Source organism: Terribacillus saccharophilus, from assembly GCF_002272075.1.
Classification (GTDB): Bacteria; Bacillota; Bacilli; order Bacillales; family Amphibacillaceae; genus Terribacillus; species Terribacillus saccharophilus_A.
This window is the reverse complement of record NZ_NPBJ01000005.1, coordinates 1-23,626: the sequence shown is the minus strand read 5'-3', so window position 1 is coordinate 23,626 and position 23,626 is coordinate 1. Positions and strand designations below refer to the sequence as shown.

Here is a 23,626-nt window from a genome sequence, read left to right as displayed (position 1 = left end):
ATTATATAGGTTGGTGATGTGGAATGGCTGGTGCAATACCAGAAGAAATAGTTGAGGAAGTCCGCAAATCAAATGATATCGTCGATGTGATAGGTGAGCATGTCCAATTAAAGAAACAAGGCCGGAACTATTTCGGACTTTGTCCTTTTCATGGTGAAAAATCTCCATCATTCTCCGTGACCCAGGAAAAGCAGATTTTTCATTGTTTTGGCTGTGGAAAGGGAGGAAATGTATTTACTTTCCTAATGGAATTGGAGGGTCTTTCCTTCTCCCAGTCGGTTCAAAAGCTCGCCGAAAGAAGCGGAACAGAAGTGCCTGCTTCTGTAACAGAGCAGCAGGAACGCGGACAATCGCGTGAAGACCAGACTGCGCTTGAGGCGAATGAGTGGGTTGTTAAGCTCTACCATAACTTGCTGCGCAATACGAAAGAAGGTAAGACTGGTTATGAGTATCTCCTCGGCCGTGGTTTGACTGATGAGACAATTGACACCTTCCAGCTTGGCTTTGCACCGAACAGCAGAGATTTTACTGTGAAATTCCTTGAAGGAAAAGGGTACAAGCCGCAAGAATTGCTTCATACGGGTCTGTTTTCAACTGATAAAGAAAACAAGCCTCAGGATCGCTTCCGCGGGCGGGTTATTTTTCCGATACGGAACCATCTCGGTAAGACAGTGGGCTTCGGCGGCCGTACACTAGGCGGAGGTCAGGAACCAAAATACCTGAACAGTTCCGAAAGTGAGCTTTTCCAAAAAGGAAGAATGCTGTTCAATTTTGATTTGGCAAGAAGTGAGATCCGCAAGTCTGGCCAGGTTGTTGTATTCGAAGGATATAATGATGTAATTGCAGCGCATCAGGCAGGTGTAAGAAACGGAGTAGCGACGCTTGGAACATCTCTAACAGAGACCCAGGCAAGGCTGCTGAAGCGGTATGCGGAACAGGTAGTCATATGCTACGACGGCGATAAGGCGGGTTTTGAAGCGACTTATCGTGCATTACAAATCCTGCGAAAGAACGGTAATCATGTACGAGTTGCAATGCTACGGGACGGTCTGGATCCAGATGACTACATCCGCGAGCATGGAGCAGAAAAGTTCAAACGATCCATCATCGATGCTGCACTGACGGCTATGTCCTTCATGATGCATTACTTAAAGCAGGACTACAACCTTTCACTTGAAGGAGATCGCCTGCAGTATGTAGAAAAAGTACTGGATGAGATTGCGCAGATTGAAAGCTCTGTGGAACGGGAACACTATTTGCGGGAGCTGTCGAACGCAATGGATCTTTCCATGGATACGCTTGTCTCCGATCTTGAACCCAAACTCCGCAAACGGGAAAGCAAGAGAGGAGTCAGCAACTCGGCTAAAGCGCCGGCTCCAAAGCAACAATCCCGTCATTACGAAAAAAAAATACCAACTGCTTTTCAGACGGCAGAAAAACAACTCTTGGCGCATATGCTTAGAACAGCGGCAATTGCGTATAAAGTTCAGGAAGAAATAGGGGCTTCGTTCATAACGGATCAGGTCCAGGTGATTGCTACCCATCTGTACGCTTTTTATGAAGAAGGTAATGATGCGGATGTGAGCCAATTCGTATCATCATTGGAGGATCCTTCCTTGCAGCAGCTGGTCATCCAAACAGCCATGTTGCCGGTGGTCGAGGATATAAGTGATCAAGAAATCAGCGATTATATCCGCACCATTAAGCGCGAGCAAGTGAATAAGACAGATATTAGCCAGTTGCTGGCGGAACAGAGGCAAGCCGAACAGGAAAATGATCCAATTCGGGCAGCACAGATAGCCATGAAGATCATGGAAATACGTAGAACTTTAAAAAGTTCTCTGTAACAATAGATAGCTTGATGTTTTGGAAGGAGGAGGACTTATGGCAGAGAATAAGCCAGCAGGTTCTAAAGTGAACGAGACTGAAATGACATTGGAGCAAGCAAAAGAACTCCTTGTTGAAATGGGTAAAAAGCGTGGAGTCCTCGCTTATGAAGAGGTAAGTGAGCGTCTTGCAAGCTTTGAATTGGATTCCGATCAGATGGATGAAATCTACGAGCACTTGAACGAACAAAATGTGGAAGTAATTGGTGAATCCGACCAGGACCCGAATATGAAACAAATTGCGAAAGAGGAAGAATTTGATTTGAATGACCTTAGTGTACCACTGGGCATCAAGATCAATGACCCTGTACGCATGTACTTGAAAGAAATCGGCCGCGTCGATTTATTGTCAGCAAAAGAGGAAATTGCGCTGGCTGAACGTATCGAAGCTGGTGATGAAGTAGCAAAACGCCGTTTGGCTGAAGCGAACTTGCGACTTGTAGTCAGTATTGCAAAACGTTATGTAGGTCGCGGCATGCTGTTCTTGGATTTAATTCAGGAAGGTAACATGGGACTCATTAAAGCAGTTGAAAAGTTTGACTACCGTAAAGGCTTCAAATTCAGTACGTATGCTACTTGGTGGATCCGTCAGGCAATCACTCGTGCAATTGCTGACCAAGCGCGTACAATCCGTATCCCTGTGCATATGGTAGAAACAATCAATAAACTGATTCGTGTACAGCGTCAGCTTCTGCAGGATCTAGGGCGTGAGCCATCTCCTGAAGAAATTGGTGAAGAGATGGAACTTACACCGGAAAAAGTACGTGAAATCTTGAAGATTGCTCAAGAACCTGTATCCCTTGAAACACCAATCGGTGAGGAAGATGATTCACATCTTGGGGACTTTATCGAGGATCAAGAAGCAACTTCTCCTTCTGATCACGCAGCGTATGAACTGCTGAAAGAACAGTTGGAAGATGTACTGGATACATTGACTGACCGAGAAGAGAATGTGCTTCGTTTGCGTTTCGGACTTGATGACGGAAGAACAAGAACACTGGAAGAAGTTGGCCGGGTATTCGGCGTAACCAGAGAGCGTATTCGTCAGATCGAAGCTAAAGCATTGCGTAAGCTTCGTCATCCAAGCCGTAGCAAACGCTTGAAAGATTTCCTAGAATAAGAAGGCTTTGCTCAGCTATCATGTGCATAATCGCATGTGGCTGGGCTTTCTTATTGCCCTTAGGAATACATACATTTTACAAAAATTGAAAGCCGAATGCAAATTCTCTCAGTAAAAAGTGTGGGAGGATATTTTACAAAAAACACGTATATTTGACAAAGGAGTTGGATATAATGAACGTTTTATCATTATCAGAGCGGCTTTCAGCAGTTGCTGCCCATTTGCCGAAATCTGCGCATTTTGTCGATGTTGGATCGGATCATGCTTATCTTCCTTGCTATGTATGTTTGCAGGATCCTTCCAGCAAGGCTGTAGCAGGAGAAATTAATGAGGGGCCATTTCGCAGTGCTCAAAAACAGGTGAAGCTTCAAGGCTTAATTGATCGAATAGATGTACGAAAGGGAGATGGACTTGCAGTCGTTGCACCAGACGAGGTAAAACAAGTCGTCGTCGCAGGTATGGGGGGGCCTTTAATTGCCTCAATCTTAGAACAAGGTAAAGATAAGCTTGGTCATGTAGAACAGCTAATTGTCCAACCTAATATAGATGCTAGAGCTTTGCGTAAATGGTTCCAGAATAATGGATTCGTTCTGCAAAAGGAACAGATCTTAGAAGAAGCTGGACACATTTATGAGGTGTTAGTAGCTGTACGTGAGGGAAAGAGTATTTATCATGAGGATGTAGCCGTACGTGAAAAAGAGCTTTTGTTCGGACCTATCTTGTTGAAGGAAAAAAATGAAGCTTTCCGAGCGAAATGGCTGGACTACAAGCAGAAGCTGGAGCGCAATGTAGCGAATATGCAACAGGCGCAGCATGTTGATGAAGCGAAGCTTGCATCCTTTAAAAAAGAGCTTATTTGGCTAGAGGAGGAATTGAATGACTGAAAAGCAGATGCTAATAGCAGATGTGATTACGTATTTTGAATCATGGTGCCCGCCTTTGCTTGCAGAAAAGTGGGATAATGTCGGCCTGCAGGTTGGGACGCTTGATCAAACAGTTTCAGGTGTACTGACTACTTTGGATGTAACTGAAGCTGTCGTGGACGAAGCTATCTCGCAAAATGCCAATTTGATCATTGCTCATCATCCATTATTATTTGCGCCTCCAAAAAAATTAGATACTACTACGCCCAAGGGGCGTGTCATCCAAAAGCTTATGAAGCATGATATAACTGTCTATGCAGCGCACACGAATCTCGACATAGTCGAAGGTGGTGTCAATGATTTGATGGCGGATGCATTGGGTCTCGAACAGAAGCGGGTATTCCTTCCTGCGGGGCACCAAACTTTCAAAAAGTTGATCGTTTTCGTTCCTAAAACACATGAACAAAACGTGAAGGATGCATTGCATTCCAATGGAGCCGGAAATGTGGGCGACTATGAGAAAGTCAGTTTCGTTTCGGAAGGAAATGGTTATTTTCAACCGAATGCCGAGGCGCAGCCGTTCATCGGCCATGCAGGCGAAATGGAACGTGTAGAAGAGGTACGTATCGAAGTACTGGTGCCGGAAGAGAACGTAAGACGTGCAGTAGCTGCAATGATAGAAGCACACCCATATGAGGAAGTGGCTTACGATATTTACCCTGTTGAAATGCAAGGAAAAGCCTACGGATTAGGCCGTACCGGAAAATTACCTGCTCCAATGACCTTGGTGGAATTGGCTCTACTGGTGAAACAGCGGTATAATATCCAGCATGTACGATTCACTGGTGATGCATCTGCTTCTGTAGAAACAGTTGCTGTTCTCGGAGGAAGCGGCAGGGATTATATTGACCAGGCATTACAGCAGGCAGATGTGTATATTACAGGTGATTTAACATTTCATGAGACGCAAGATGCAATGCTGGAGGGTCTTTGTCTGATTGATCCCGGACATTATGCAGAGCAGATCATGAAGCAAAAAGTGGCAGATTATCTACAAACTGCATTTGCAAATGTGCCAATACATGTGTCACAAGTAAATACGGATCCATTTCAAGTAATATAAAAAACCGAGTCCAAAAAGGACTCGGTTTTCTTACGCTTTTTTAACTTTGACTTTCGGAAGAATCTTCTTCGGATCAACATTGAATTCCAGCTTCACATCTTCCAGTTTCGCTGGATCGAATTTCTCAATAAAGCTAATAACTTCCTTCGTCACAGGGGTAGGAGTGGAGGCACCAGCAGTAATAGCAACTGTCTCTACCCCTTCCAGCCATTCAAGCTTCAACTGGGAAAGATCTTCGATACGGTATGCTGTCGTACCGGCAATCTCTTGAGATACCTGTGCGAGTCGATTAGAGTTGTTGCTTCGCGGATCACCGACAACTAATGTCAGATCAGCATCTTTGGCCTGTTCGGCAACTGCTTCTTGACGCACTTGTGTCGCCATGCAGATTTCCTGAATCATTTCAGTTTGTGGGAATTTCTCTTTCACGAGCTGCATTACATCGTAAACGTCCCATTGACTCATTGTTGTCTGGTTGGTTACGATCAGCTTTTGAGCATCCAATTCAAGCCCTAGCACATCTTCTTCTGTTTGGACAAGATGTACCTTTCCGGGAGCGACGCCTATTGCGCCTTCTGGCTCTGGATGCCCTTTTTTACCGATATAAACTACTTCATAGCCTTCAGCTACCTTTTCACGGATAAGGTCGTGTGTACGAGTTACATCCGGGCAAGTAGCATCCAGGACAGTCAGCCCTTTATCATGTGCACGCTGTTTCACTTCAGGAGATACACCATGAGCAGTGAATACAACGGTACCGCTGTCTATTTGTTCCAAAAGCTCCATTCGGTCTGAACCATCGAGTGTGATGACACCTTCTGTTTCAAATGCATTGGTTACGTGGGCATTATGCACGATCATGCCAAGAATATAAATCGGCCGGGGAAGATTCTCATCCCGCACGGCATTCTGCGCAATCACCATGGCATCTACCACACCGTAGCAATAACCTCGTGGCGCTATTTTAATTACGTTCATTCGCTGTGTTTCCCCCTTCTCCGTTTACACGGGACATCTATTTCTGGGTCTTCTCCATTATAAAGGCTAATAAGGAATATGACAAAGATTGTTTATTATCCTCGTGTAATCGTGCAAAATATAACAAAGTCCTCTATAATATAAAAGTAAGAGAATGACCAAAAGGAGTTACACATGAAAAATCATCAATTTAAACAATACGCGCTTCAGCCAACTGTCAACGAAGCGATTGATAAACTAGGCTTTGCAAACCCAACACCAATCCAGGAAAAAGTCATCCCGGCAGTTCTGCGGGGTGAAAGTGTTATCGGCCAATCCCATACCGGATCTGGTAAGACACATTCCTATTTGATTCCATTGTTCAGTAAATTGAAGGAAGACGAGCGAAATGCGCAATTCGTTGTCACAGCACCGACACGTGAGCTTGCTATCCAGATTTACGACGAAGCCCGTCATTTCATTAAGCTTGCCGGTAAAGAGAATGATTGGCATGCAAAGCTTTTCATTGGCGGAACAGACAAGAAAAGATCAATTGAGAAGTTAAAAACACAGCCGCAGATCATCATTGGTACACCAGGAAGAATTCTGGATCTTATGGAGGAACAGGCGCTAGATCTATATCCAGCTACCAGCTTCGTCCTTGATGAAGCAGATTTGATGCTGGATTTAGGCTTTATTAAAGAAGTAGACCAGATTTTGACGCGGATGCGTCAGGATGTACAGCTGCTCGTTTTCTCTGCGACAATACCTGAGCGTTTGCAGCCGTTCTTGAAAAAGTATTTGAACAATCCGAAGCACTTTGAAATCGGAGGTCATTTATCTCCGGAAACGATGGAGCATCGTTTAGTTCCGATGCGGCACCGTGATGAAGCAGAGACGATTATGAAAATAGCAAGTGTCATCCAGCCATATATGGCCATCATCTTCGTGAATGGAAAGGACGCAGCCAATGTCCTTGCAGCCGAACTGACTGATAAAGGATTACAGGTAGGTCTTTTGCACGGCGGACTTACACCAAGAGAGAGAAAACGTGTGCTTCGAGATATTCAGGAACTGCGTTTCCAGTATCTTGTTGCGACAGATTTGGCAGCGCGCGGTATCGACATCAAAGGAGTCAGCCACGTTATTAACGCTCAGCTTCCGAAAGAAGAAGCATTCTATGTACACCGTGTTGGAAGAACTGCACGTGCTGGTATGGAAGGAACTGCAATCAGCCTTTACAGCGATCATGACTTAGAACTGATTCAGAAACTGGATAAAAAAGGTCTCGAATTCACAACTTATGACATTGCTAATGGAGAATGGAAAGAACTGAAAGCCTGGAACGAAAGGGTTACACGAAAGAAAACTGAATCTAATAATGAATCTCAAGCTTGGAACCAGGTACGTAAACCGAAGAAAGTAAAACCAGGCTACAAGCGTAAAATGCAGTATGAGAAAAATAAAATCAAGAAGAAGCTGGACCGACAAGATCGTAAGCGAAAGTAAGGAGAAAATGGATTTATGATAATCGGATCACATGTTAGTATGAGCGGTAAGAAAATGCTCTTGGGATCAAGTGAAGAAGCCTATTCCTATGGCGCCAACGCTATGATGATTTACACAGGAGCACCACAGAACACAAGAAGAAAGGCGATTGAGGAGCTGAACATTGAAGCTGGCCGAGCGCATATGAAAAGCAATGGTATCACTGATATTATTGTACATGCTCCTTATATCATTAATGTCGGCAACTCAATTAAGCCGGAGACATTCGAATTGGGTGTGAACTTCCTTCGCAGTGAGATTGAGCGAACAGAAGCTATTGGAGCGAAGCAGATAGTGCTGCACCCAGGTGCGCATGTAGGCGAAGGAGTCGCTGCGGGTATCCAAAAGATCATTGAGGGTTTGAATGAAGTACTGGTGAAGGACCAGAATGTTCAGATTGCCTTGGAAACAATGGCTGGGAAAGGATCTGAGGTAGGATCGAACTTCGAGGAACTGGCGCGTATCATAGATGGTGTCACACATAATGACAAGCTTTCCATCTGCTTCGATACTTGCCATACGCATGATGCAGGTTATGATATCGTGAACGACTTTGATGGTGTATTGGATCAATTCGACAGAGTGATCGGTCTAGACAGACTGAAGGTACTCCATGTCAACGACAGTAAAAATGAACGCGGAGCAAGAAAAGACCGACATGAGAATATCGGATTCGGTCATATCGGCTACGATGCTCTACGGTATATCGTTCATCACGACCAGCTGCAGCAGCTGCCAAAAATTTTGGAGACACCATTCGTTGGTGAAGATAAAAAGAACAAAAAAGCACCATATGCGCATGAAATTGATATGCTCATGAACAACAGCTTCAACCCGAATTTAAAAGAAAATATCCTGGCTTAATGAAATACCCCGAAGCAGCACACCTGCCTCGGGGTATTTTTCTACAATTTGATGCCGTGTTCTTTTGCTAGCTGCAGAAAAATTTGATGGGTTTTTTGAGCGGTTTGTGTGTCTGTAATCTGTGCGAGAGCTTTCAGCATCTGCAGCCGATCATCTTCTTTAAACGGATCTAACCTGTTCTGACGCAGAAATTGGACAATCTGGGATGCCTGCAGGGGTGAAAGAGGAACTTGATATTCTTGGCTATGCTCCAGGATCTCATCAACGGTTAGATTACGCAGCTTATTCAGCACAAGTTTATGAACGATGAAATTCATTTGAAACCTCCAGCTCTATGGAATGTAGCGTGCTAATTCCTTTATCTACCTGGTAAGTTTATGCTCAATCCACACAAACTAGAACCATACCTTACCCCAGATAAGGAGGTATCACATGGATAAGGAACAATTTGATCAAGATGTAAAAACAAAACGTGATGTAGAGACGGCAGCGGAGATTTCTCCTGCTGAAGACCGTTATCGACGTTCTGAAAAAGAAGGCGGACAGCAAACGACTGATTCTGGAAAAATGTTTGGCTATATTGCCTTGATCTTATCTGTTGCATCTTTCTTTTTTGCACCGATCCTTGTCGGGGCAGCTGGTATTGTCTTCGGCGTACTCGCAAAGAGAAGAGGCGCAAATGTATTAGGGAATATCGCCTTAGTCATAAGTATAGTAGCAATTGTCATTTCTCTATTCACAGCACCATACGTATAAAAAAAGCTGACTCCGTCTGGAGTCAGCTTTTTTTATGCTTCAGCTGCTTCTTTTTCTTTTGCTGCTTGTTCAGCAAAATATTCTTCGGCAAGCTTATCGATTTCGATTTTCAATTCGTCTACCATTGTTTCCTCAGGGACTTTACGGATGATTTCGCCGTGGCGGAACAGCAGACCCTCTCCGCGAGCACCAGCGATACCGATATCCGCTTCACGTGCCTCACCAGGGCCGTTTACCGCACATCCGAGTACTGCTACCTTAATAGGTGCTTTAATTGTGCTGATGTACTCTTCGACTTCATTTGCAATACTGATTAAGTCGATTTCAATACGTCCGCATGTAGGGCAGGAAATCAGTGTAGCAGCGTTGGAGGATAAATTGAATATCTTGAGTAGCTCACGAGCTACTTTAACTTCCTCAACTGGATCTGCACTTAGGGAGATACGCATCGTACTTCCGATACCTTTACTCAAGATAGCTCCTAAACCAGCAGCACTTTTCACCGTACCGGCAAATAGTGTACCGGATTCTGTAATACCTAGGTGCAGCGGATAAGGAATTACCTCTGCCGCTTTTTCATATGCTTCAATAGCCAATGATACATCGGATGCCTTCAGAGAAACGATGATATCATGGAAATCAAGCTCCTCGAGTATTTTGATGTGATGCAATGCACTTTCTACCATACCATCTGCAGTAGGGTAGCCATATTTCTCTAGAATATGACGCTCCAGTGAACCGGCGTTAACACCAATTCGAATCGGAATACCTTTTGCTTTAGCTGCGTTTACGACAGCTTCGACTTTCTCTCGCTTCCCGATGTTACCTGGGTTGATCCGGATTTTGTCCGCTCCGCCCTCGATTGCTTTGAGAGCCAATTTATAGTTGAAATGAATATCTACAACTAGTGGGATATTTATGCGTTTCTTGATTTCAGGAATCGCTTCAGCTGCACGCTGATCAGGACATGCTACCCTTACTACTTGGCAGCCAGCTTCCTCAAGACGCAGTATTTCCGCTACAGTAGCTTCCACATCATGCGTTTTTGTTGTTGTCATAGATTGGATGACAACTTCGTTTTTACCGCCGATCGTAATATTACCAACATTGACCTGACGGGTATCTTGTCTGTGTATTAATGCCATTTATATATCGCTCCTTTGATTATCGCGAGGAAAACAGGGATATATCCTTATATTTTCCCATTATAATGCTAATACTGCTAAATTAGAAGTAACTAGGCTCAACTTTAATAAAATCTTCATCTAGGATAATGGGGGAAATAATAGGCGGATCCTGCATCCAGTGCATAGGGATCCTTCCCGGGATTCAATTCCTCGAAATCCACGATCACCTGTTCCATCGTAACGCGCAAGTCATGATTGTTCAACTCATTTGCTACAGAAAGTAGTGTGTCTCCTTGTTTTACCTGCAGAAGCACGGGTTGAAACGTCTCTTGAGTCATTTCCTGCTTTTCATCGGTTTCTGGTTCTTCCGTTGTCGTTTCTGTCGGTGTGGCAGGTACCGGGCTGCCTATCGTGAGATCTTTCCATATGCTCATAAATAATGCGCAGCAAAACAGAAAAATACCGATTCGTTTCCACATAAATTCTCCTCCGCTCTTCTTACGTGTATGTTAAGTATTAGGCATAGGAAGGAAAATACCTTTATGATGAAACAAAAAGCATCTTAACTCGTATATAGATAGTAGGAGAAAGGGGTATGTGCATGCTGGATTATAATTGGCTGCCGGTCTTTATGACTGGTCTCGGTACAATGTTTCTTATAGGTGAAATTTTAGTTAAAACCAAAGGTATCCTCTTTTTATTAGGAGCAGGCTTTATCAGTACTTTCTTTATCAGTTACTTGGATCCTTCTGCAATATGGTACATGCTTCCGTTGTATTTTATCGGAATGCTATTAATCGTCATTGACGGAAAGCTTTTGAATGACGGTACGCTTAGCGTCATCGGGTTGTTGACGATGCTGCTAACAGTCGGATTCACAGCACCAAATTGGACAGCAGGTATCTATGCAATTATTGGAGTAATCATTGGAGCGGTTGGTTCCTTCGTTTTCCTCAAGGCATTCCCAAAAAGAGATATGTGGGGGAAAATAGCTTTACTTGATACACTCAGTTCAGAAAAGGGATATAACTCAATGAATGAGACGTACGCTGTCCTTGTAGGGCAAGAGGGAGAAGCGGTAACACCGATGCGCCCATCGGGTACAGTCCGGGTGGACGGCCGTGAGTTGAGTGCTATCACAGATGGAAAGTGGCTGGATCGAGGCAGCAAAATTAAAGTGACGAATGTAAGCGGAGCGAGAATTATGGTGGAGAAAGTAGAAGAGAATTCAAAATAATTTACAAAAACAACTAAATAAATTGTAAATTTCCATACAAGACCTTTACAAGCCCCCTGACAAATTCAATAATTAAGAAGGAATCACAGAGAATGGAAGGAAGGCTTGCTTTGTCTAATTGGGAATTTATCATCTTTGAATTTATCGGCGGTTTGGGCCTGTTTCTCTTTTCTATCCGTTATCTTGGGGATGGACTGCAGCGAGCATACGGCAAACAGCTGCAGCTTGCTATGCACAGATTCACCGTCCACCCGCTTGTCGGTGTGCTGTCAGGTCTTGTCGTAACAGTTCTTATCCAAAGCAGCACCGCAACAAGCATACTTGTCGTCGGACTGGTCAATGCTGGTTATCTCACTTTAAGACAGGCGGTTTCTGTCATTATGGGAGCAAATATCGGGACGACTTTGACGGCATTCTTTATCGGAATTGATTTAATTAAATTCGGTCTGCCGATCATGGCTCTAGGAGCATTTCTAATCTATTTCTTCGTAAATCAGCGTACACAGCAGGTCGGGAAAGTGTTATTCGGAGCCGGAGGTATTTTCTATGGACTGACTCTGATAGGGGAAGGGCTGCACCCTATCCTCGACATGAATTCATTCCAGTCATTGGCGGCAAGTATGCACTCGAATCCGATAACAGGTGTTGCAATTGGGACATTTACCACAGTTGTCGTGCAGAGCAGTGGCGCAACAATTGCTATCCTGCAGGAGCTTTATGCGCAGAATGGAATCGACCTGAATGCGGCTATGCCGGTATTGCTCGGGGATAATTTAGGGACGACACTGACAGCAATGCTAGCTGCAATTGGAGCCACTGTACAGGCTAAGCGGGCAGCGCTTAGTCATGTTATGTTCAATGTGATCGGAATGGTCGTTTTCTTATTGATTATGCCCCTATTTGTTGATATTGTGGCTTGGATGCAACATGCATTCGAACTCAATGATAAGCTGACAATCGCAAGTGCGCATGGCTTCTATAATCTTGCAAACACGTTAATAGTTCTGCCATTACTCGCTCCGTTCGTCTGGCTTATTACGAAAATAATACCTGGTGAAGAAGAGAAACCGATGGCGTTGACCAACCATCTTGATCCATTATTCATTCAGCAATCTCCGGTTCTTGCATTGGAGCAAGCAAAGCTGGAGGTATTACATATGGGCAGGCTTGCTGTAGATGGATTGGAACAGGCAAGTACATATGCGAATAATCATGAAAGACAATTCGCTGATTTGGCTATGCAGCTGGAAAAGGAAGTGAATCGGAAGGATAGGGAGATAACTGAGTATCTTTCAAAGATTTCAACTAATACGCTATCTGAGGAAGAGAGTACCATGCACGCAGCTCTACTGGATGCAATCCGGGATATCGAGCGTATCGGAGACCATTTTGAGAACGTTGTTGAGTTTGTCGATTTCCAAGTTTCGAGTAATATCAAGCTGACGAAAGAAGCCCAACAGGAACTCAACAACATGTTTGATTTGACGATTATGACTGTAAAGCAGGCCCTCGAGGCACTGGACAAGCAGGATCGCGAAACCGCACTGGCAGTTCTTCAGAAGGAAGATAAAATTGATAAGATGGAACGAGCTTACCGGAAGTCGCATCTTATTCGTCTGAATGAAGGGAGATGCGCCGGATCCGCTGGAATTGTATTCGTTGATATTATCAGTAATTTAGAGCGTATCGGAGATCACGCCGTCAATATTGCACAGTTGATCTTGAGTGAATAGACAGGAGAAATTTCTCCTGTCTTTATTTTTTGCTTGCGCAAATATGAACAGACATGCTATAGTATTCCTGTCAGTTAACAAGAACAAAAAAACATAATAAAAACTTATGAAAAAACGATTGACAAGTTATTGAATGCATGATAAATTATATAACGTCGCTAATACATAACTTAGTTACGAAAACATAACTTATCAAATTATTCCACAGTAGCTCAGTGGTAGAGCTATCGGCTGTTAACCGATCGGTCGCAGGTTCGAATCCTGCCTGTGGAGCCATATGGCGGTGTAGCTCAGCTGGCTAGAGCGTACGGTTCATACCCGTGAGGTCGGGGGTTCGATCCCCTCCGCCGCTACCATATAATTTAAAAGTCATGGCGGTTGTGGCGAAGTGGTTAACGCACCGGATTGTGGCTCCGGCATTCGTGGGTTCGATTCCCATCAATCGCCCTTTAAACATAACCGGACCCTTAGCTCAGTTGGTTAGAGCTATCGGCTCATAACCGATCGGTCGCAGGTTCGAGTCCTGCAGGGTCCACCATTTGAAGAATTTTATATGACAACGCGGAGGAATACCCAAGTTTGGCTGAAGGGATCGGTCTTGAAAACCGACAGGGGCTTAACGGCTCGCGGGGGTTCGAATCCCTCTTCCTCCGCCATCTCATGGCTCGGTAGCTCAGTCGGTAGAGCAACGGACTGAAAATCCGTGTGTCGGCGGTTCGATTCCGTCCCGAGCCACTCCTAAGGCAGCTGTTCGAATGAATGGCTGTTTTTTTGTGTGTTAAAAACAAAAGGCTGGGAAGAATATACAATGCTCTTGAAGCAAAATGCTTGCCGTTTCAGACAAGCTTTGGTACGCTTTACGAAAAGGTAACCACCTTTGAATTACATATCATTTAAGGAGGAATAATCATGGCTAAATTTGAACTACCAGAATTGCCTTACGCATACGACGCACTTGAGCCTCATATCGATAAGGAAACAATGAACATCCACCACACAAAACATCACAACACATATGTGACTAAGTTAAACGATGCAATCGCAGGGAAAGCTGACTTAGAAAGCAAATCCTTGGAAGAGCTTGTTGCAGGTGTTAACGAACTTCCTTCCGACGTACAGACAGCTGTACGCAACAATGGCGGCGGTCATTACAACCACAGCCTATTCTGGAAGCTTCTTTCTCCTAATGGCGGCGGAGAGCCGACTGGCGAAGTAGCTAGTGCCATTGCAAACAAATTCGGTACACTAGATAAATTCAAAGAAGAATTCGCAGCTGCAGCAGCTGGCCGTTTCGGTTCTGGCTGGGCTTGGCTTATCGTAGAAAACGGTGAAGTTGAAATCGTATCTACGCCAAACCAAGACAACCCTGTTATGGAGGGCAAGACACCAATTCTTGGCCTTGATGTATGGGAGCATGCTTACTACTTGAAATACCAAAACAAACGTCCTGATTACATCAGTGCTTTCTGGAACGTTGTAAACTGGGATGAAGTAGAGCGTCTTTACAGAGAAGCAAAATAAGACGGTAATTCGAAAAGGCATCAGCTTTTAGCTGGTGTCTTTTTTTGTGCATATCTCTTTTCTGTTGACGGATACTAAGTAGCAGTAAAAGGAGATGGCATTATGAAGCCGAACTTATTTACCGCGGATTCTGCCAGGAAAGAGCTGCATGTGCTGCTAATTATCGGGGCCCTTTACTCTCTCGGTATATTTCTGTCGAATACGTTTGTCAATATTTACTTATGGAAACAGACCAATGATCTGATTAATATTGCGATGTACAACTTAGCGATTTATGTTGCTCAAACAATTCTCTTTACATTGTCTGGGAGTTGGGCGAAACGAATCGATCGAGTCATCATACTCCGTATAGGTGTATTCTTCCTGAGTGTATTTTTTCTTCTCGTTTTATTTACTGGGGAAAAAGCCGCTTCTTATAACCTGCTTCTTGGCGCGGTGCTTGGAATAGGCTACGGGATGTACTGGCTGGCTTATTCTGTACTTACTTTTGAGGTGACAGAACCAGAAACAAGAGACTTTTTTAATGGCGTATCTGGCCTTTTGCAATCATTAACAGGTATGATCGGTCCATTTGTCGCCGGATATATCATTACCAGAATGAACAATTCTCATGGCTATACACTGATTTTCGCTGTATCTTTCTTTTTGTTCCTTTTAGCTGTTTTATGTACAGCGGGTATAAAAAGAAGAGGGGCAGAAGGTAAATTCGGACTAAGGAAGGTATGGAAGGAAGTTAAACGCGATTCGGCTTGGCGTAATACGGTATTGGCACATGTGTTCCAAGGTGTGAGAGAAGGTATCTATACATTCATCATATCTGTATGGGTTTTTATCGTTACGAATAGTGAGCTTTCGCTTGGTACGTTTAATCTCGTCTATTCCGCTTTTTCGTTTATCTTCTATTATATTGCGACCCGTTACATTAAAAGCCGTCAGAGAAAGACGGCTATCTTCCTAAGTGGTGTTGCACTTTCACTTAGTGTCGTGCTTTTGCTAGTTGAGCTAAATTTTACTACGTTGTTAATTTATGCTGGTATCATCGGTGTTTTCTATCCGATTCTATACGTGCCTTATTTGTCTCTTACCTATGATGTAATCGGGAAGGCGAGGGATGCTGCAAAACTGCGAGTAGAATATATTGTCCTTAGTGATGTGGCTACGAACATAGGCAGGATTATTTCCGTTGTACTATTGCTTATCGGGGTGGGGATCTGGGCGGATGCTTCTATTCCCTATCTAATGTTTATTCTTGGAACAGGACCATTTTTCATCTACTTTTTTACGAGGCATATCAAGAGCTTCGCGCCAGCTGCATCAGTTAAGAAGCTTCCGAAAAATGAAATTGCAGGAGACGACAATCGCTGACAGTCTATAGTAGAAGCGTACCGTGGATGATGATATAATGAGACCAGTATGTAAGAATGGGGGAACATTATGTCTAAAAAAAGGAAGAAGAAGCGTGCACTGCTTCCTTTCCGTCTCAATGTTTTGTTTGCGATTGTTTTCCTGCTGTTTTCTGCCTTGGTTCTGCAGCTTGGAGTCGTGCAGATTATCAATGGGGAGGAACACCAGGCAGTACTGGAAGAGACGACAAATGATATCGCTGAAATTTCTGTTCCGCGCGGAATGATTTATGATAGCGAAGGAAATGTGATTGTCGGGAATGAGCCAGTCTATTCCATCACATATACTCCGCCAAAAAACGGAGATTCTTCTGAAAAACGTTTGGAGATTGCTACAAAGCTTGCCGACATCATCAAGATGGAAGATAAGGCAATTGACAAGATAACCGAGCGTGAGTACAAAGAGTATTGGTACGTATTGAACTCAGACGAAGCGAACGGCAGGATCACTGCTTCAGAAAAAGAGACCCTTGATGATTCAGAAGTATACGATCTAACTTTAGAGCGGATTACAGAAGATGATTATAAGGAACTTGAAAGTGATGATCATGCCAAACAAATTATCGCTATCAAACGTGAAATCGATAGCGCCACTGAGCTTGTGCCGCATGTAATCAAGAATAAAAATGTCTCCGAGAAGGAATATGCGACGATTGCTGAAAATATGGGCGAATTGTCCGGCATCAACGTTGCAACTGACTGGGAACGTTATTATCCATTTGATGGTTCTCTCAGCGGCATCCTTGGCGGAATCAAGACAGGTATCCCAGAAGGGGAAGAGGATTATTATAAGTCCCGTAACTACCAGCTGAATGACCGGATTGGTACGAGTGGACTTGAAAAGCAATATGAAAGTCTCCTGAAAGGTGACAAAAAACGCGTACGCTACGTAACGGATAACAGCAACAGCATTGTGTCCCAGGATGTCATCTCTGAAGGACAGCGCGGCCAGGATCTTCAATTGTCCATCAATATGGACTTCCAGAAAGAACTGGACAAAATCGTACGTGATGAACTGAAAAGTGCCATCAACAAGCATCCAGGTGCAAACCGTTACCTAGAAGATGCAATGGCAGTAATGCTTAACCCGAATACTGGTGAAATTTACGCAGCCAGCGGACAGCATTACGACCGGGAAGATAATAAATATGAATCTGCTGATATGAATACTGTCTTCAGCGCAAATGCGGTCGGTTCCACCGTTAAGGGAGCGACATTGCTTGCTGGATATCAGGAAGGCGTTGTGAAGATGAATCAGCAATTCTTTGATACACCAATGAAAATTAAAGATACCCCTGAGAAATCTTCCTATAAAAATATGGGCTGGATAAACGATTTACAGGCTTTGCAAATGTCATCCAACGTATACATGTTTAATGTTGCTTTGCGTATAGGTGGCGAATATGATCAAAAGAATGGAGAAAGTGTCTCGTTTGATCAAGATGCATTTCGAAAATTACGTAATTACTACAATCAAGTTGGTTTAGGTGTTGAGACAGGAATAGATTTACCTTCAGAGTCTGTGGGTTATGTAGGAACTACTGGTCAAGCGGGTAACCTGCTTGACTTCTCGATCGGGCAGTTCGACACATACACTACGATGCAGTTGGCTCAATATGTTTCGACCATTGCCAATGGAGGATATCGAATTAAACCTCATTTTGTAAGTGAGATCCATGAACCATCGAATGAGAAGGATAAACTAGGTCCGCTCGCGGAAACAAAGTCTCCAGAAGTATTAAATAAGATTACTGCTACGGATGATCAGATTAATCGAGTCAAACAAGGTTTCGAAATGGTGTTCCAGACGCAAAAAGGTACTGCTTACAGCCATCTGAGTGCAAAAGCAAAAACATATAATATTGCAGGTAAGACAGGAACTGCTCAAACTAGCATAAATGGTACTGACCTGGAGAACTGGACTCTGATTGGATACGCCGATGACGAAAATCCTGATATTGCATTCGCTGTTATGGTACCGAACTTAGGTATCATCAGCGGCGGAACGCAATATCCTATTACGTACAACATCATGAACCGTGCGCTTGAATATTATTACGAGCATACAGCTCCTGACGACGAAGACAAAAACGAATAATAGTTATACCCATAGAATCACTCCAATAAACGGGGTGGTTCTTTTTTTTTCAACAAATTAATACTTGGATTTACACAACCTTTACATTCTGTTTATTTTTCCTTAATGAAGACAAGTTAATATTGTACTTGTAAGGCAAATGAACTAATCGAATCACGTAGGGGGAAAATTAAACATGAAGAAGATGAAACTATCTGTATTGCTAGCAATGTTCGCACTAGTTATCGGTGTACTTGCAGCATGTGGCGGTAACGCTGGCGGCAATGAATCTGAAGGAGACACAAGCGGGGACAGCAACGGCGGCGGAGGAGAAGCTTCTGAAACTTCCATTGTTGTAGCAGGTTCTAGTGCAATGCAGCCTCTAGTAGCAGCAGCAGCTGAACAGTACAAAGGTGAAAACGCTGATGCAGACATTCAGGTTCAAGCAGGTGGTTCAGGAGCTGGACTAAGCCAAGTTCAGGAAGGTACGATCGACATCGGTAACTCTGACGTATTTGCTGAAGAGAAAGAAGGCATCGATGCAGGAGCAATTGTTGATCATCAAGTAGCAGTTGTTGGTATGACTGCAGCTATCAACCCTAAAGCTGATGTAGATGATCTTACAAAACAACAATTGATCGATATCTTCACAGGTAAAGTGACAAACTGGTCTGACGTTGGCGGAGCAGACATGGATATCACACTTGTTAACCGTCCTGATTCTTCAGGTACACGTGATACTTTCGTAAAATACGCACTTGATGGCGAAACACCTGCAGAAGGTGTTACGGAGGATTCCTCCAACACTGTTAAGCAAATCGTTGCTGATACAGACGGAGCGATCGGTTACTTGGCACTATCTTACTTCGATGACGATACAATCGTAAAATCTAAAATCGATGGTGTTGAAGCTACTAACGAAACAATCGGATCTGGTGACTTCCCAATCTGGGCATATCAGCACTCTTACACAAACGGAGAGCCTGAAGGCCTAGCGAAAGAATTCCTAGATTATATGCTAAGCGACGAAGTTCAAACTACAATCGTACCTGAACAAGGCTACGTTCCAATGACTGACATGCAGGTTGAACGCGACGCAGAAGGCAATCTTACTGAAAAATAATACTAAAAACATAAGGTAGATGCAGTGTAATACTGCATTTACCTTACTGTGGTTATATAAATTAGCTATATCACAGACAGCGGGAGACCATTTTTCAGGGTGTTCCTTTCCGCTGTTTTCATGAGGAGTTGTACAAGTTGGCAAAAGCATCAGTATCTCCATCAGCTGAAGAACGGCTGATTCTGACTAAGAAAAACAGACGATGGGATGAAGTGCGTGGACGTTCCCTCGTTACTATATGTGCAGTAATTATGATTGCAGCGACAATTGCTGTTACTGTTTTCCTTGCCCAAAAAGGTTTGCAATCATTTACTGTTAATAATATTAATCCAATTGCATATCTAACTAGCGCAAACTGGAATCCAACAGGCGGAGAGAATGCATCATTTGGTATCTTTCCATTTATTTTCGGCTCATTAGCTGTTACTTTCTTATCTGCATTAATTGCTGCACCACTTGGTATTGGTGCAGCGATATTCATGTCTGAAATCGCACCGAAATTCGGTAAAAAAGTACTGCAGCCGGTTATCGAACTACTGGTAGGTATACCTTCTGTTGTATATGGTTTCATCGGGCTTGTTGTCCTTGTGCCATTATTACGAGATCATTTTCCTGGTATCGGTTTTAGTTTGTTTGCAGGAGTTATCGTCCTGACTGTTATGATTCTCCCTACGGTTACTACTATAGCTACAGATGCCATGCGGTCATTGCCAAACAGCTTGCGACAAGGTTCACTTGCACTAGGTGCGACACGCTGGCAGACAATTCGTAAGGTATTAATTCCAGCAGCATTGCCTTCCTTACTCACAGCTATTGTATTAGGAATGGCACGTGCGTTCGGAGAAGCACTAGCTGTACAAATGGTTATCGGTAACACACGAGATATCCCTGGCAGCATTTTTGACACAGCTGGAACTTTGACAACAATTGTTACACTGAACATCGGACATACGACATATGGCAGTATTGAGAACAACACACTTTGGTCGATGGGTCTCATCTTGCTCATCATTTCGTTCCTATTCATCTTTGTTGTCCGTTACTTGTCCGGTAGGAGGAAAATCTAATGAACAGCAGAATTACAGATCGTATCGCAACAGGTGTATTTTACACAATCGCAGCAATCATGGTCGCATTGTTGCTTTATCTATTCTACTTCATCTTATCTAATGGGTTGCCGCAGGTAACGTGGGATTTCTTAACGTCTCCTTCCAGTTCTTATCAAGCTGGCGGCGGTATTCGTGACCAGCTGTTCAACTCCTTGTATATCCTGTTTATCACGATGATCATCACAGTGCCACTAGGAGTATGTGGCGGGATTTATATGGCAGAATATGCAAAACCGGGCAAAATCACAAACTTTATTCGTACATGTATCGAGATGCTGGCTTCGCTGCCTTCTATCGTCGTAGGTTTGTTTGGTCTTTTGATCTTTGTTAACATCACTGGCTGGGGTTACACAATCATAGGTGGTGCCTTGGCACTTACTATCTTCAATATTCCAGTAATGGTGCGAGTAACAGAGGATGCAATTCGAAGCGTACCAAAAGAACAGAAAGAAGCGAGCTTGGCTTTAGGTATTACAAGATGGCATACAATTAAGACAGTTATACTTCCATATGCCTTCCCAGGTATTCTTACAGGAGCAATTCTAGCTTCCGGTCGTGTTTTTGGGGAAGCAGCAGCACTGCTTTATACAGCAGGCCTTTCGACACCGACACTTGATTATGGAAACTGGAATCCATTCGCAGAGAATTCTCCGCTGAACATTTTCCGACCAGCTGAAACACTTGCTGTTCACATCTGGTCTGTTAATACACAGGGTCTTATTCCAGATGTACGTGAAGTAGCCAATGGTGCATCAGCGGTTCTAGTCATTGCTGTACTTGTGTTCAATCTCCTCGCTAGATGGTTGGGCAGTGTCATTCATAAGAAGCTAACAGCAGGTAAATGATGAAGAGAGGAGTTCGTGACATGAACTATACAGCAGATAAACCAACGGAAACGAAAACAGAAGATGAAATGGCTGCATCCAATACAAGAGCTTCTAAGAAAGAAGTTGTACTTGATGTAAAGGATCTCAGCATTTTTTATGGTAATAATGAAGCAGTGAAACGGGCGAATATGGGTATCGAGAAGAACGCGGTAACAGCACTGATCGGCCCTTCAGGATGCGGAAAATCTACATTCATCCGTTCCATCAATCGTATGAATGACTTGATCCCATCCAGCCGAGCAGAAGGTGAGATCATTTATGACGGAATTAATATACTTCGTAATGACATCAATGTTGTAGCATTGCGTTCAGAGATCGGCATGGTGTTCCAAAAACCGAACCCATTTCCTAAATCCATCTACAACAACATTACACATGCATTGAAATACAACGGTCAGAAAAATAAGAAGGTCCTTGACGAAATTGTTGAAGAAAGTTTACGCAAAGCTGCTCTTTGGGATGAAGTGAAGGACCGTCTGCATCAATCAGCTTTATCATTATCCGGTGGTCAGCAGCAGCGTCTATGTATTGCTCGTACGTTGGCAATGGAACCGCAGATCCTTCTATTGGATGAACCTGCATCAGCACTGGATCCAGTATCCAATTCCAAAATTGAGGAACTTATCCTGCAGCTGAAAGAAGATTATAGCATCGTCATCGTGACGCATAATATGTCGCAGGCATCTCGTGTGTCTGATAAGACAGCCTTCTTCTTGAATGGAGATGTGGTGGAATACGATGATACGAAGAAAATCTTCACTAATCCTTCTGAGACGAAAACAGAAGAATATATTTCCGGTAGATTCGGGTAGGAGGCACGACAGCTATGCAAGTGGCAGCAGCGAAAGAAACAATTTTCCAAGTAAATGATCTGAACCTATGGTATGACGACTTCCACGCATTGAAGGATGTTAGCCTGGAAGCCTTGAATAATGAGATTTATGCTATTATCGGCCCATCTGGCTGTGGTAAATCCACATTCATCAAAACGCTTAACCTGATGATAAATATGGAGCCTGGTGTTAAAATGACTGGTGAAATTAATTATAAGAACAAAAACTTGCTTGATTCGAGAGTTGACTTGGTTGATTTGCGTCGTAAAGTGGGAATGATCTTCCAAAAAGGTAACCCTTTCCCACAGTCAATTTACGATAATATCGTGTATGGACCAAAAATTCATGGTATTAAGAAGAAAAGCGAATTGGATGAAATCGTGGAAACGACTTTGAAGGATGTTGCACTTTGGGATGAGGTAAAGGATCGTCTGAAGTCTTCTGCGATGGGTCTTTCCGGTGGTCAGCAGCAGCGTTTGTGTATTGCACGTGCGCTTGCGACGAAACCAGATGTCGTCTTAATGGACGAACCAACATCCGCATTGGATCCAATTTCCACTTTGAAAATCGAAGAGCTTATGTCCGAGCTTAAGAAGAAATATTGTATCGTCATCGTGACACACAATATGCAGCAGGCTTCCCGTATTTCAGATAAAACAGCATTTTTCCTGCATGGCCGTGTTGTAGAGTCAGCGGAAACAGGTAAGATATTCTCTAACCCGGAAGATAAGCGGACAGAAGATTATATTAGCGGGCGTTTTGGTTAATTACGTATTGGAGGAGAACTATGGTAGCGAGAGAGCAGTTTTCAGCAGATTTGGAATCAATTCAGAAGTCAATTATTTCATTTGCGTATGAAGTAGACACAGCTTTAAAGCAAGCTATCGACGCATTATATGAGCGGGATAGTGATCTTGCTTATAAAGTAATTGAGAATGATGAGTTACTGAATAAACGTGATCAGGAAATCAATGAGGCGACTATTCAATTAATTGCAATGCAGCAGCCTGTAGCAACGGATTTGCGTCGCTTAGTCGCTTTCCTTCGTGTATCCTCCGACTTGGAGCGAATGGGCGACCATGCAAAAAATATCGCGAAAAGCGTAAATCGATTGAATGTTCTAAGTCCGTATGACATTCCGCCGGCTATCCGTGATATGCAGGAAGTTGTCAGCAAAATGATTCATAGTGCTGTTCAAGCCTTTGAAGAGGAAGATATTACGAAAGCAAAAAAGCTGGCTGATTTGGATAATGTAGTAGATAGTATGTACGGAGAGTTGTTCCGTGACATGCTTGATGAGCGCAAGGCACAGTCAGGAAAGCATCAACAGACAATGCAGCTCGTCTTTGTTGGACGTTTTGTTGAGCGTGTAGGAGATCATATTACAAATATCGGAGAAAGTATCCTTTACCTTGTAAAAGGGACTGCAGTTGATCTAAATAAATAAGAAGAGGCTGGG

Annotated in this window: 22 protein-coding genes and 6 tRNA genes; 24 read left to right on the top strand and 4 right to left on the bottom strand. The window is 43.5% G+C overall.

The annotated features are described in order from the left end of the window. The first annotated feature begins 23 nt into the window (after window positions 1–23). The 4 genes from dnaG (at window position 24) to CHH48_RS04360 (ending at window position 4,992) form a co-directional block, all read left to right on the top strand. Window positions 24–1,847 (top strand): DNA primase, encoded by a 1,824-nt coding sequence (gene dnaG / locus CHH48_RS04375; RefSeq protein WP_095218118.1) that lies wholly within the window; start codon window positions 24–26, stop codon window positions 1,845–1,847. A 37-nt stretch (window positions 1,848–1,884) separates the two neighbouring features. Continuing rightward, window positions 1,885–3,006, top strand: a complete 1,122-nt coding sequence (rpoD, locus tag CHH48_RS04370; protein ID WP_038561388.1) for an RNA polymerase sigma factor RpoD — start codon at window positions 1,885–1,887, stop codon at window positions 3,004–3,006. A gap of 173 nt (window positions 3,007–3,179) precedes the next feature. Next, on the top strand, window positions 3,180–3,890 hold the full coding sequence (locus CHH48_RS04365; protein WP_095218117.1) for a tRNA (adenine(22)-N(1))-methyltransferase: 711 nt from the start codon (window positions 3,180–3,182) through the stop codon (window positions 3,888–3,890). Further along, window positions 3,883–4,992: a Nif3-like dinuclear metal center hexameric protein gene (locus CHH48_RS04360; RefSeq protein ID WP_095218116.1), complete on the top strand. Its 1,110-nt coding sequence runs from the start codon at window positions 3,883–3,885 to the stop codon at window positions 4,990–4,992. The genes CHH48_RS04365 and CHH48_RS04360 overlap by 8 nt, the downstream gene beginning before the upstream one ends. A 30-nt stretch (window positions 4,993–5,022) precedes the next feature. Here the strand turns inward: CHH48_RS04360 and CHH48_RS04355 are convergent, their stop codons facing one another. Continuing rightward, window positions 5,023–5,970 (bottom strand): 4-hydroxy-3-methylbut-2-enyl diphosphate reductase, encoded by a 948-nt coding sequence (locus CHH48_RS04355; RefSeq protein ID WP_095218115.1) that lies wholly within the window; start codon window positions 5,968–5,970, stop codon window positions 5,023–5,025. 174 nt (window positions 5,971–6,144) lie between these two features. Here CHH48_RS04355 and CHH48_RS04350 point away from each other — a divergent pair, with 174 nt between their 5' ends. Together CHH48_RS04350 and CHH48_RS04345 are read left to right on the top strand one after the other, a co-directional pair. Beyond that, window positions 6,145–7,458, top strand: a complete 1,314-nt coding sequence (locus CHH48_RS04350; RefSeq protein ID WP_095218114.1) for a DEAD/DEAH box helicase — start codon at window positions 6,145–6,147, stop codon at window positions 7,456–7,458. Between the two features lie 15 nt (window positions 7,459–7,473). Continuing rightward, window positions 7,474–8,361 carry a deoxyribonuclease IV gene (locus CHH48_RS04345; protein WP_095218113.1) on the top strand — a complete coding sequence of 296 codons (888 nt, stop codon included), beginning with the start codon at window positions 7,474–7,476 and terminating at the stop codon, window positions 8,359–8,361. 41 nt (window positions 8,362–8,402) lie between these two features. Here the strand turns inward: CHH48_RS04345 and CHH48_RS04340 are convergent, their stop codons facing one another. Further along, window positions 8,403–8,678 carry a DUF2624 domain-containing protein gene (locus CHH48_RS04340; protein WP_095218112.1) on the bottom strand — a complete coding sequence of 92 codons (276 nt, stop codon included), beginning with the start codon at window positions 8,676–8,678 and terminating at the stop codon, window positions 8,403–8,405. Between the two features lie 115 nt (window positions 8,679–8,793). On the opposite strand from CHH48_RS04340, the gene CHH48_RS04335 reads away from it, so the two are divergent. Then, on the top strand, window positions 8,794–9,117 hold the full coding sequence (locus tag CHH48_RS04335; protein WP_095218111.1) for a hypothetical protein: 324 nt from the start codon (window positions 8,794–8,796) through the stop codon (window positions 9,115–9,117). Between the two features lie 32 nt (window positions 9,118–9,149). On the opposite strand, the gene ispG is transcribed toward CHH48_RS04335, so the two are convergent. Both ispG and CHH48_RS04325 read right to left on the bottom strand, forming a co-directional pair. Continuing rightward, window positions 9,150–10,262 carry a flavodoxin-dependent (E)-4-hydroxy-3-methylbut-2-enyl-diphosphate synthase gene (ispG, locus tag CHH48_RS04330; RefSeq protein ID WP_095218110.1) on the bottom strand — a complete coding sequence of 371 codons (1,113 nt, stop codon included), beginning with the start codon at window positions 10,260–10,262 and terminating at the stop codon, window positions 9,150–9,152. 116 nt (window positions 10,263–10,378) lie between these two features. Next, window positions 10,379–10,723 carry a type IV pilus assembly protein FimV gene (locus tag CHH48_RS04325; RefSeq protein ID WP_095218109.1) on the bottom strand — a complete coding sequence of 115 codons (345 nt, stop codon included), beginning with the start codon at window positions 10,721–10,723 and terminating at the stop codon, window positions 10,379–10,381. A 122-nt stretch (window positions 10,724–10,845) separates the two neighbouring features. Between CHH48_RS04325 and CHH48_RS04320 the strand changes: the two genes are divergently transcribed. From CHH48_RS04320 to phoU, 17 genes are all read left to right on the top strand, one after another. Then, window positions 10,846–11,481, top strand: a complete 636-nt coding sequence (locus CHH48_RS04320; protein WP_342747516.1) for an NfeD family protein — start codon at window positions 10,846–10,848, stop codon at window positions 11,479–11,481. 110 nt (window positions 11,482–11,591) lie between these two features. Beyond that, window positions 11,592–13,214, top strand: coding sequence for a Na/Pi cotransporter family protein (locus CHH48_RS04315; protein WP_245840310.1), 1,623 nt, complete (start codon window positions 11,592–11,594; stop codon window positions 13,212–13,214). 201 nt (window positions 13,215–13,415) lie between these two features. Then, window positions 13,416–13,490, top strand: a tRNA-Asn gene (locus CHH48_RS04310). A 3-nt stretch (window positions 13,491–13,493) separates the two neighbouring features. After that, window positions 13,494–13,570: transfer RNA gene (locus CHH48_RS04305), tRNA-Met, on the top strand. Between the two features lie 18 nt (window positions 13,571–13,588). Then, window positions 13,589–13,661: transfer RNA gene (locus CHH48_RS04300), tRNA-His, on the top strand. Window positions 13,662–13,675: 14 nt separating this feature from the next. Further along, window positions 13,676–13,752 (top strand) — tRNA-Ile (locus CHH48_RS04295). A gap of 25 nt (window positions 13,753–13,777) precedes the next feature. Beyond that, window positions 13,778–13,870: transfer RNA gene (locus tag CHH48_RS04290), tRNA-Ser, on the top strand. Between the two features lie 6 nt (window positions 13,871–13,876). Continuing rightward, a tRNA-Phe gene (locus CHH48_RS04285) sits at window positions 13,877–13,949 on the top strand. Window positions 13,950–14,123: 174 nt separating this feature from the next. Continuing rightward, window positions 14,124–14,735 carry a superoxide dismutase gene (locus tag CHH48_RS04280; RefSeq protein ID WP_095218106.1) on the top strand — a complete coding sequence of 204 codons (612 nt, stop codon included), beginning with the start codon at window positions 14,124–14,126 and terminating at the stop codon, window positions 14,733–14,735. 102 nt (window positions 14,736–14,837) lie between these two features. Then, window positions 14,838–16,100: an MFS transporter gene (locus CHH48_RS04275; RefSeq protein ID WP_095218105.1), complete on the top strand. Its 1,263-nt coding sequence runs from the start codon at window positions 14,838–14,840 to the stop codon at window positions 16,098–16,100. 69 nt (window positions 16,101–16,169) lie between these two features. After that, window positions 16,170–18,236, top strand: coding sequence for a peptidoglycan D,D-transpeptidase FtsI family protein (locus CHH48_RS04270; RefSeq protein ID WP_095218104.1), 2,067 nt, complete (start codon window positions 16,170–16,172; stop codon window positions 18,234–18,236). Window positions 18,237–18,411: 175 nt separating this feature from the next. After that, a complete protein-coding gene (locus CHH48_RS04265) occupies window positions 18,412–19,338 on the top strand; it encodes a phosphate ABC transporter substrate-binding protein PstS family protein (protein ID WP_095218103.1) in 927 nt (308 codons plus the stop codon). Between the two features lie 137 nt (window positions 19,339–19,475). Further along, window positions 19,476–20,405: a phosphate ABC transporter permease subunit PstC gene (pstC, locus tag CHH48_RS04260; protein ID WP_038561344.1), complete on the top strand. Its 930-nt coding sequence runs from the start codon at window positions 19,476–19,478 to the stop codon at window positions 20,403–20,405. Continuing rightward, a complete protein-coding gene (gene pstA / locus CHH48_RS04255) occupies window positions 20,405–21,292 on the top strand; it encodes a phosphate ABC transporter permease PstA (protein ID WP_038561341.1) in 888 nt (295 codons plus the stop codon). The genes pstC and pstA overlap by 1 nt, the downstream gene beginning before the upstream one ends. Before the next feature lie 68 nt (window positions 21,293–21,360). Then, window positions 21,361–22,146, top strand: coding sequence for a phosphate ABC transporter ATP-binding protein PstB (gene pstB, locus CHH48_RS04250; protein ID WP_038565822.1), 786 nt, complete (start codon window positions 21,361–21,363; stop codon window positions 22,144–22,146). 14 nt (window positions 22,147–22,160) lie between these two features. Next, complete coding sequence (gene pstB / locus CHH48_RS04245; RefSeq protein ID WP_038561333.1) at window positions 22,161–22,934, top strand: phosphate ABC transporter ATP-binding protein PstB; 774 nt, start codon at window positions 22,161–22,163, stop codon at window positions 22,932–22,934. A gap of 20 nt (window positions 22,935–22,954) precedes the next feature. After that, entirely contained in the window at window positions 22,955–23,614 is a 660-nt protein-coding gene (gene phoU / locus CHH48_RS04240) for a phosphate signaling complex protein PhoU (protein WP_095218102.1), read from the top strand. Window positions 23,615–23,626: the final 12 nt, after the last annotated feature.

Bases quoted from the DNA above. Each gene is read 5' to 3' on its own strand.
- CHH48_RS04325 (WP_095218109.1), bottom strand. From the start codon at position 10,723: ATGTGGAAACGAATCGGTATTTTTCTGTTTTGCTGCGCATTATTTATG.
- CHH48_RS04280 (WP_095218106.1), top strand. From the start codon at position 14,124: ATGGCTAAATTTGAACTACCAGAATTGCCTTACGCATACGACGCACTT.
- CHH48_RS04275 (WP_095218105.1), top strand. From the start codon at position 14,838: ATGAAGCCGAACTTATTTACCGCGGATTCTGCCAGGAAAGAGCTGCAT.
- CHH48_RS04355 (WP_095218115.1), bottom strand. From the start codon at position 5,970: ATGAACGTAATTAAAATAGCGCCACGAGGTTATTGCTACGGTGTGGTA.
- pstB (WP_038561333.1), top strand. From the start codon at position 22,161: ATGCAAGTGGCAGCAGCGAAAGAAACAATTTTCCAAGTAAATGATCTG.
- pstB (WP_038565822.1), top strand. From the start codon at position 21,361: ATGGCTGCATCCAATACAAGAGCTTCTAAGAAAGAAGTTGTACTTGAT.
- CHH48_RS04365 (WP_095218117.1), top strand. From the start codon at position 3,180: ATGAACGTTTTATCATTATCAGAGCGGCTTTCAGCAGTTGCTGCCCAT.
- CHH48_RS04340 (WP_095218112.1), bottom strand. From the start codon at position 8,678: ATGAATTTCATCGTTCATAAACTTGTGCTGAATAAGCTGCGTAATCTA.
- phoU (WP_095218102.1), top strand. From the start codon at position 22,955: ATGGTAGCGAGAGAGCAGTTTTCAGCAGATTTGGAATCAATTCAGAAG.
- CHH48_RS04265 (WP_095218103.1), top strand. From the start codon at position 18,412: ATGAAGAAGATGAAACTATCTGTATTGCTAGCAATGTTCGCACTAGTT.
- CHH48_RS04350 (WP_095218114.1), top strand. From the start codon at position 6,145: ATGAAAAATCATCAATTTAAACAATACGCGCTTCAGCCAACTGTCAAC.
- pstA (WP_038561341.1), top strand. From the start codon at position 20,405: ATGAACAGCAGAATTACAGATCGTATCGCAACAGGTGTATTTTACACA.
- CHH48_RS04270 (WP_095218104.1), top strand. From the start codon at position 16,170: ATGTCTAAAAAAAGGAAGAAGAAGCGTGCACTGCTTCCTTTCCGTCTC.
- dnaG (WP_095218118.1), top strand. From the start codon at position 24: ATGGCTGGTGCAATACCAGAAGAAATAGTTGAGGAAGTCCGCAAATCA.
- rpoD (WP_038561388.1), top strand. From the start codon at position 1,885: ATGGCAGAGAATAAGCCAGCAGGTTCTAAAGTGAACGAGACTGAAATG.
- CHH48_RS04345 (WP_095218113.1), top strand. From the start codon at position 7,474: ATGATAATCGGATCACATGTTAGTATGAGCGGTAAGAAAATGCTCTTG.
- CHH48_RS04335 (WP_095218111.1), top strand. From the start codon at position 8,794: ATGGATAAGGAACAATTTGATCAAGATGTAAAAACAAAACGTGATGTA.
- CHH48_RS04320 (WP_342747516.1), top strand. From the start codon at position 10,846: ATGCTGGATTATAATTGGCTGCCGGTCTTTATGACTGGTCTCGGTACA.
- CHH48_RS04360 (WP_095218116.1), top strand. From the start codon at position 3,883: ATGACTGAAAAGCAGATGCTAATAGCAGATGTGATTACGTATTTTGAA.
- ispG (WP_095218110.1), bottom strand. From the start codon at position 10,262: ATGGCATTAATACACAGACAAGATACCCGTCAGGTCAATGTTGGTAAT.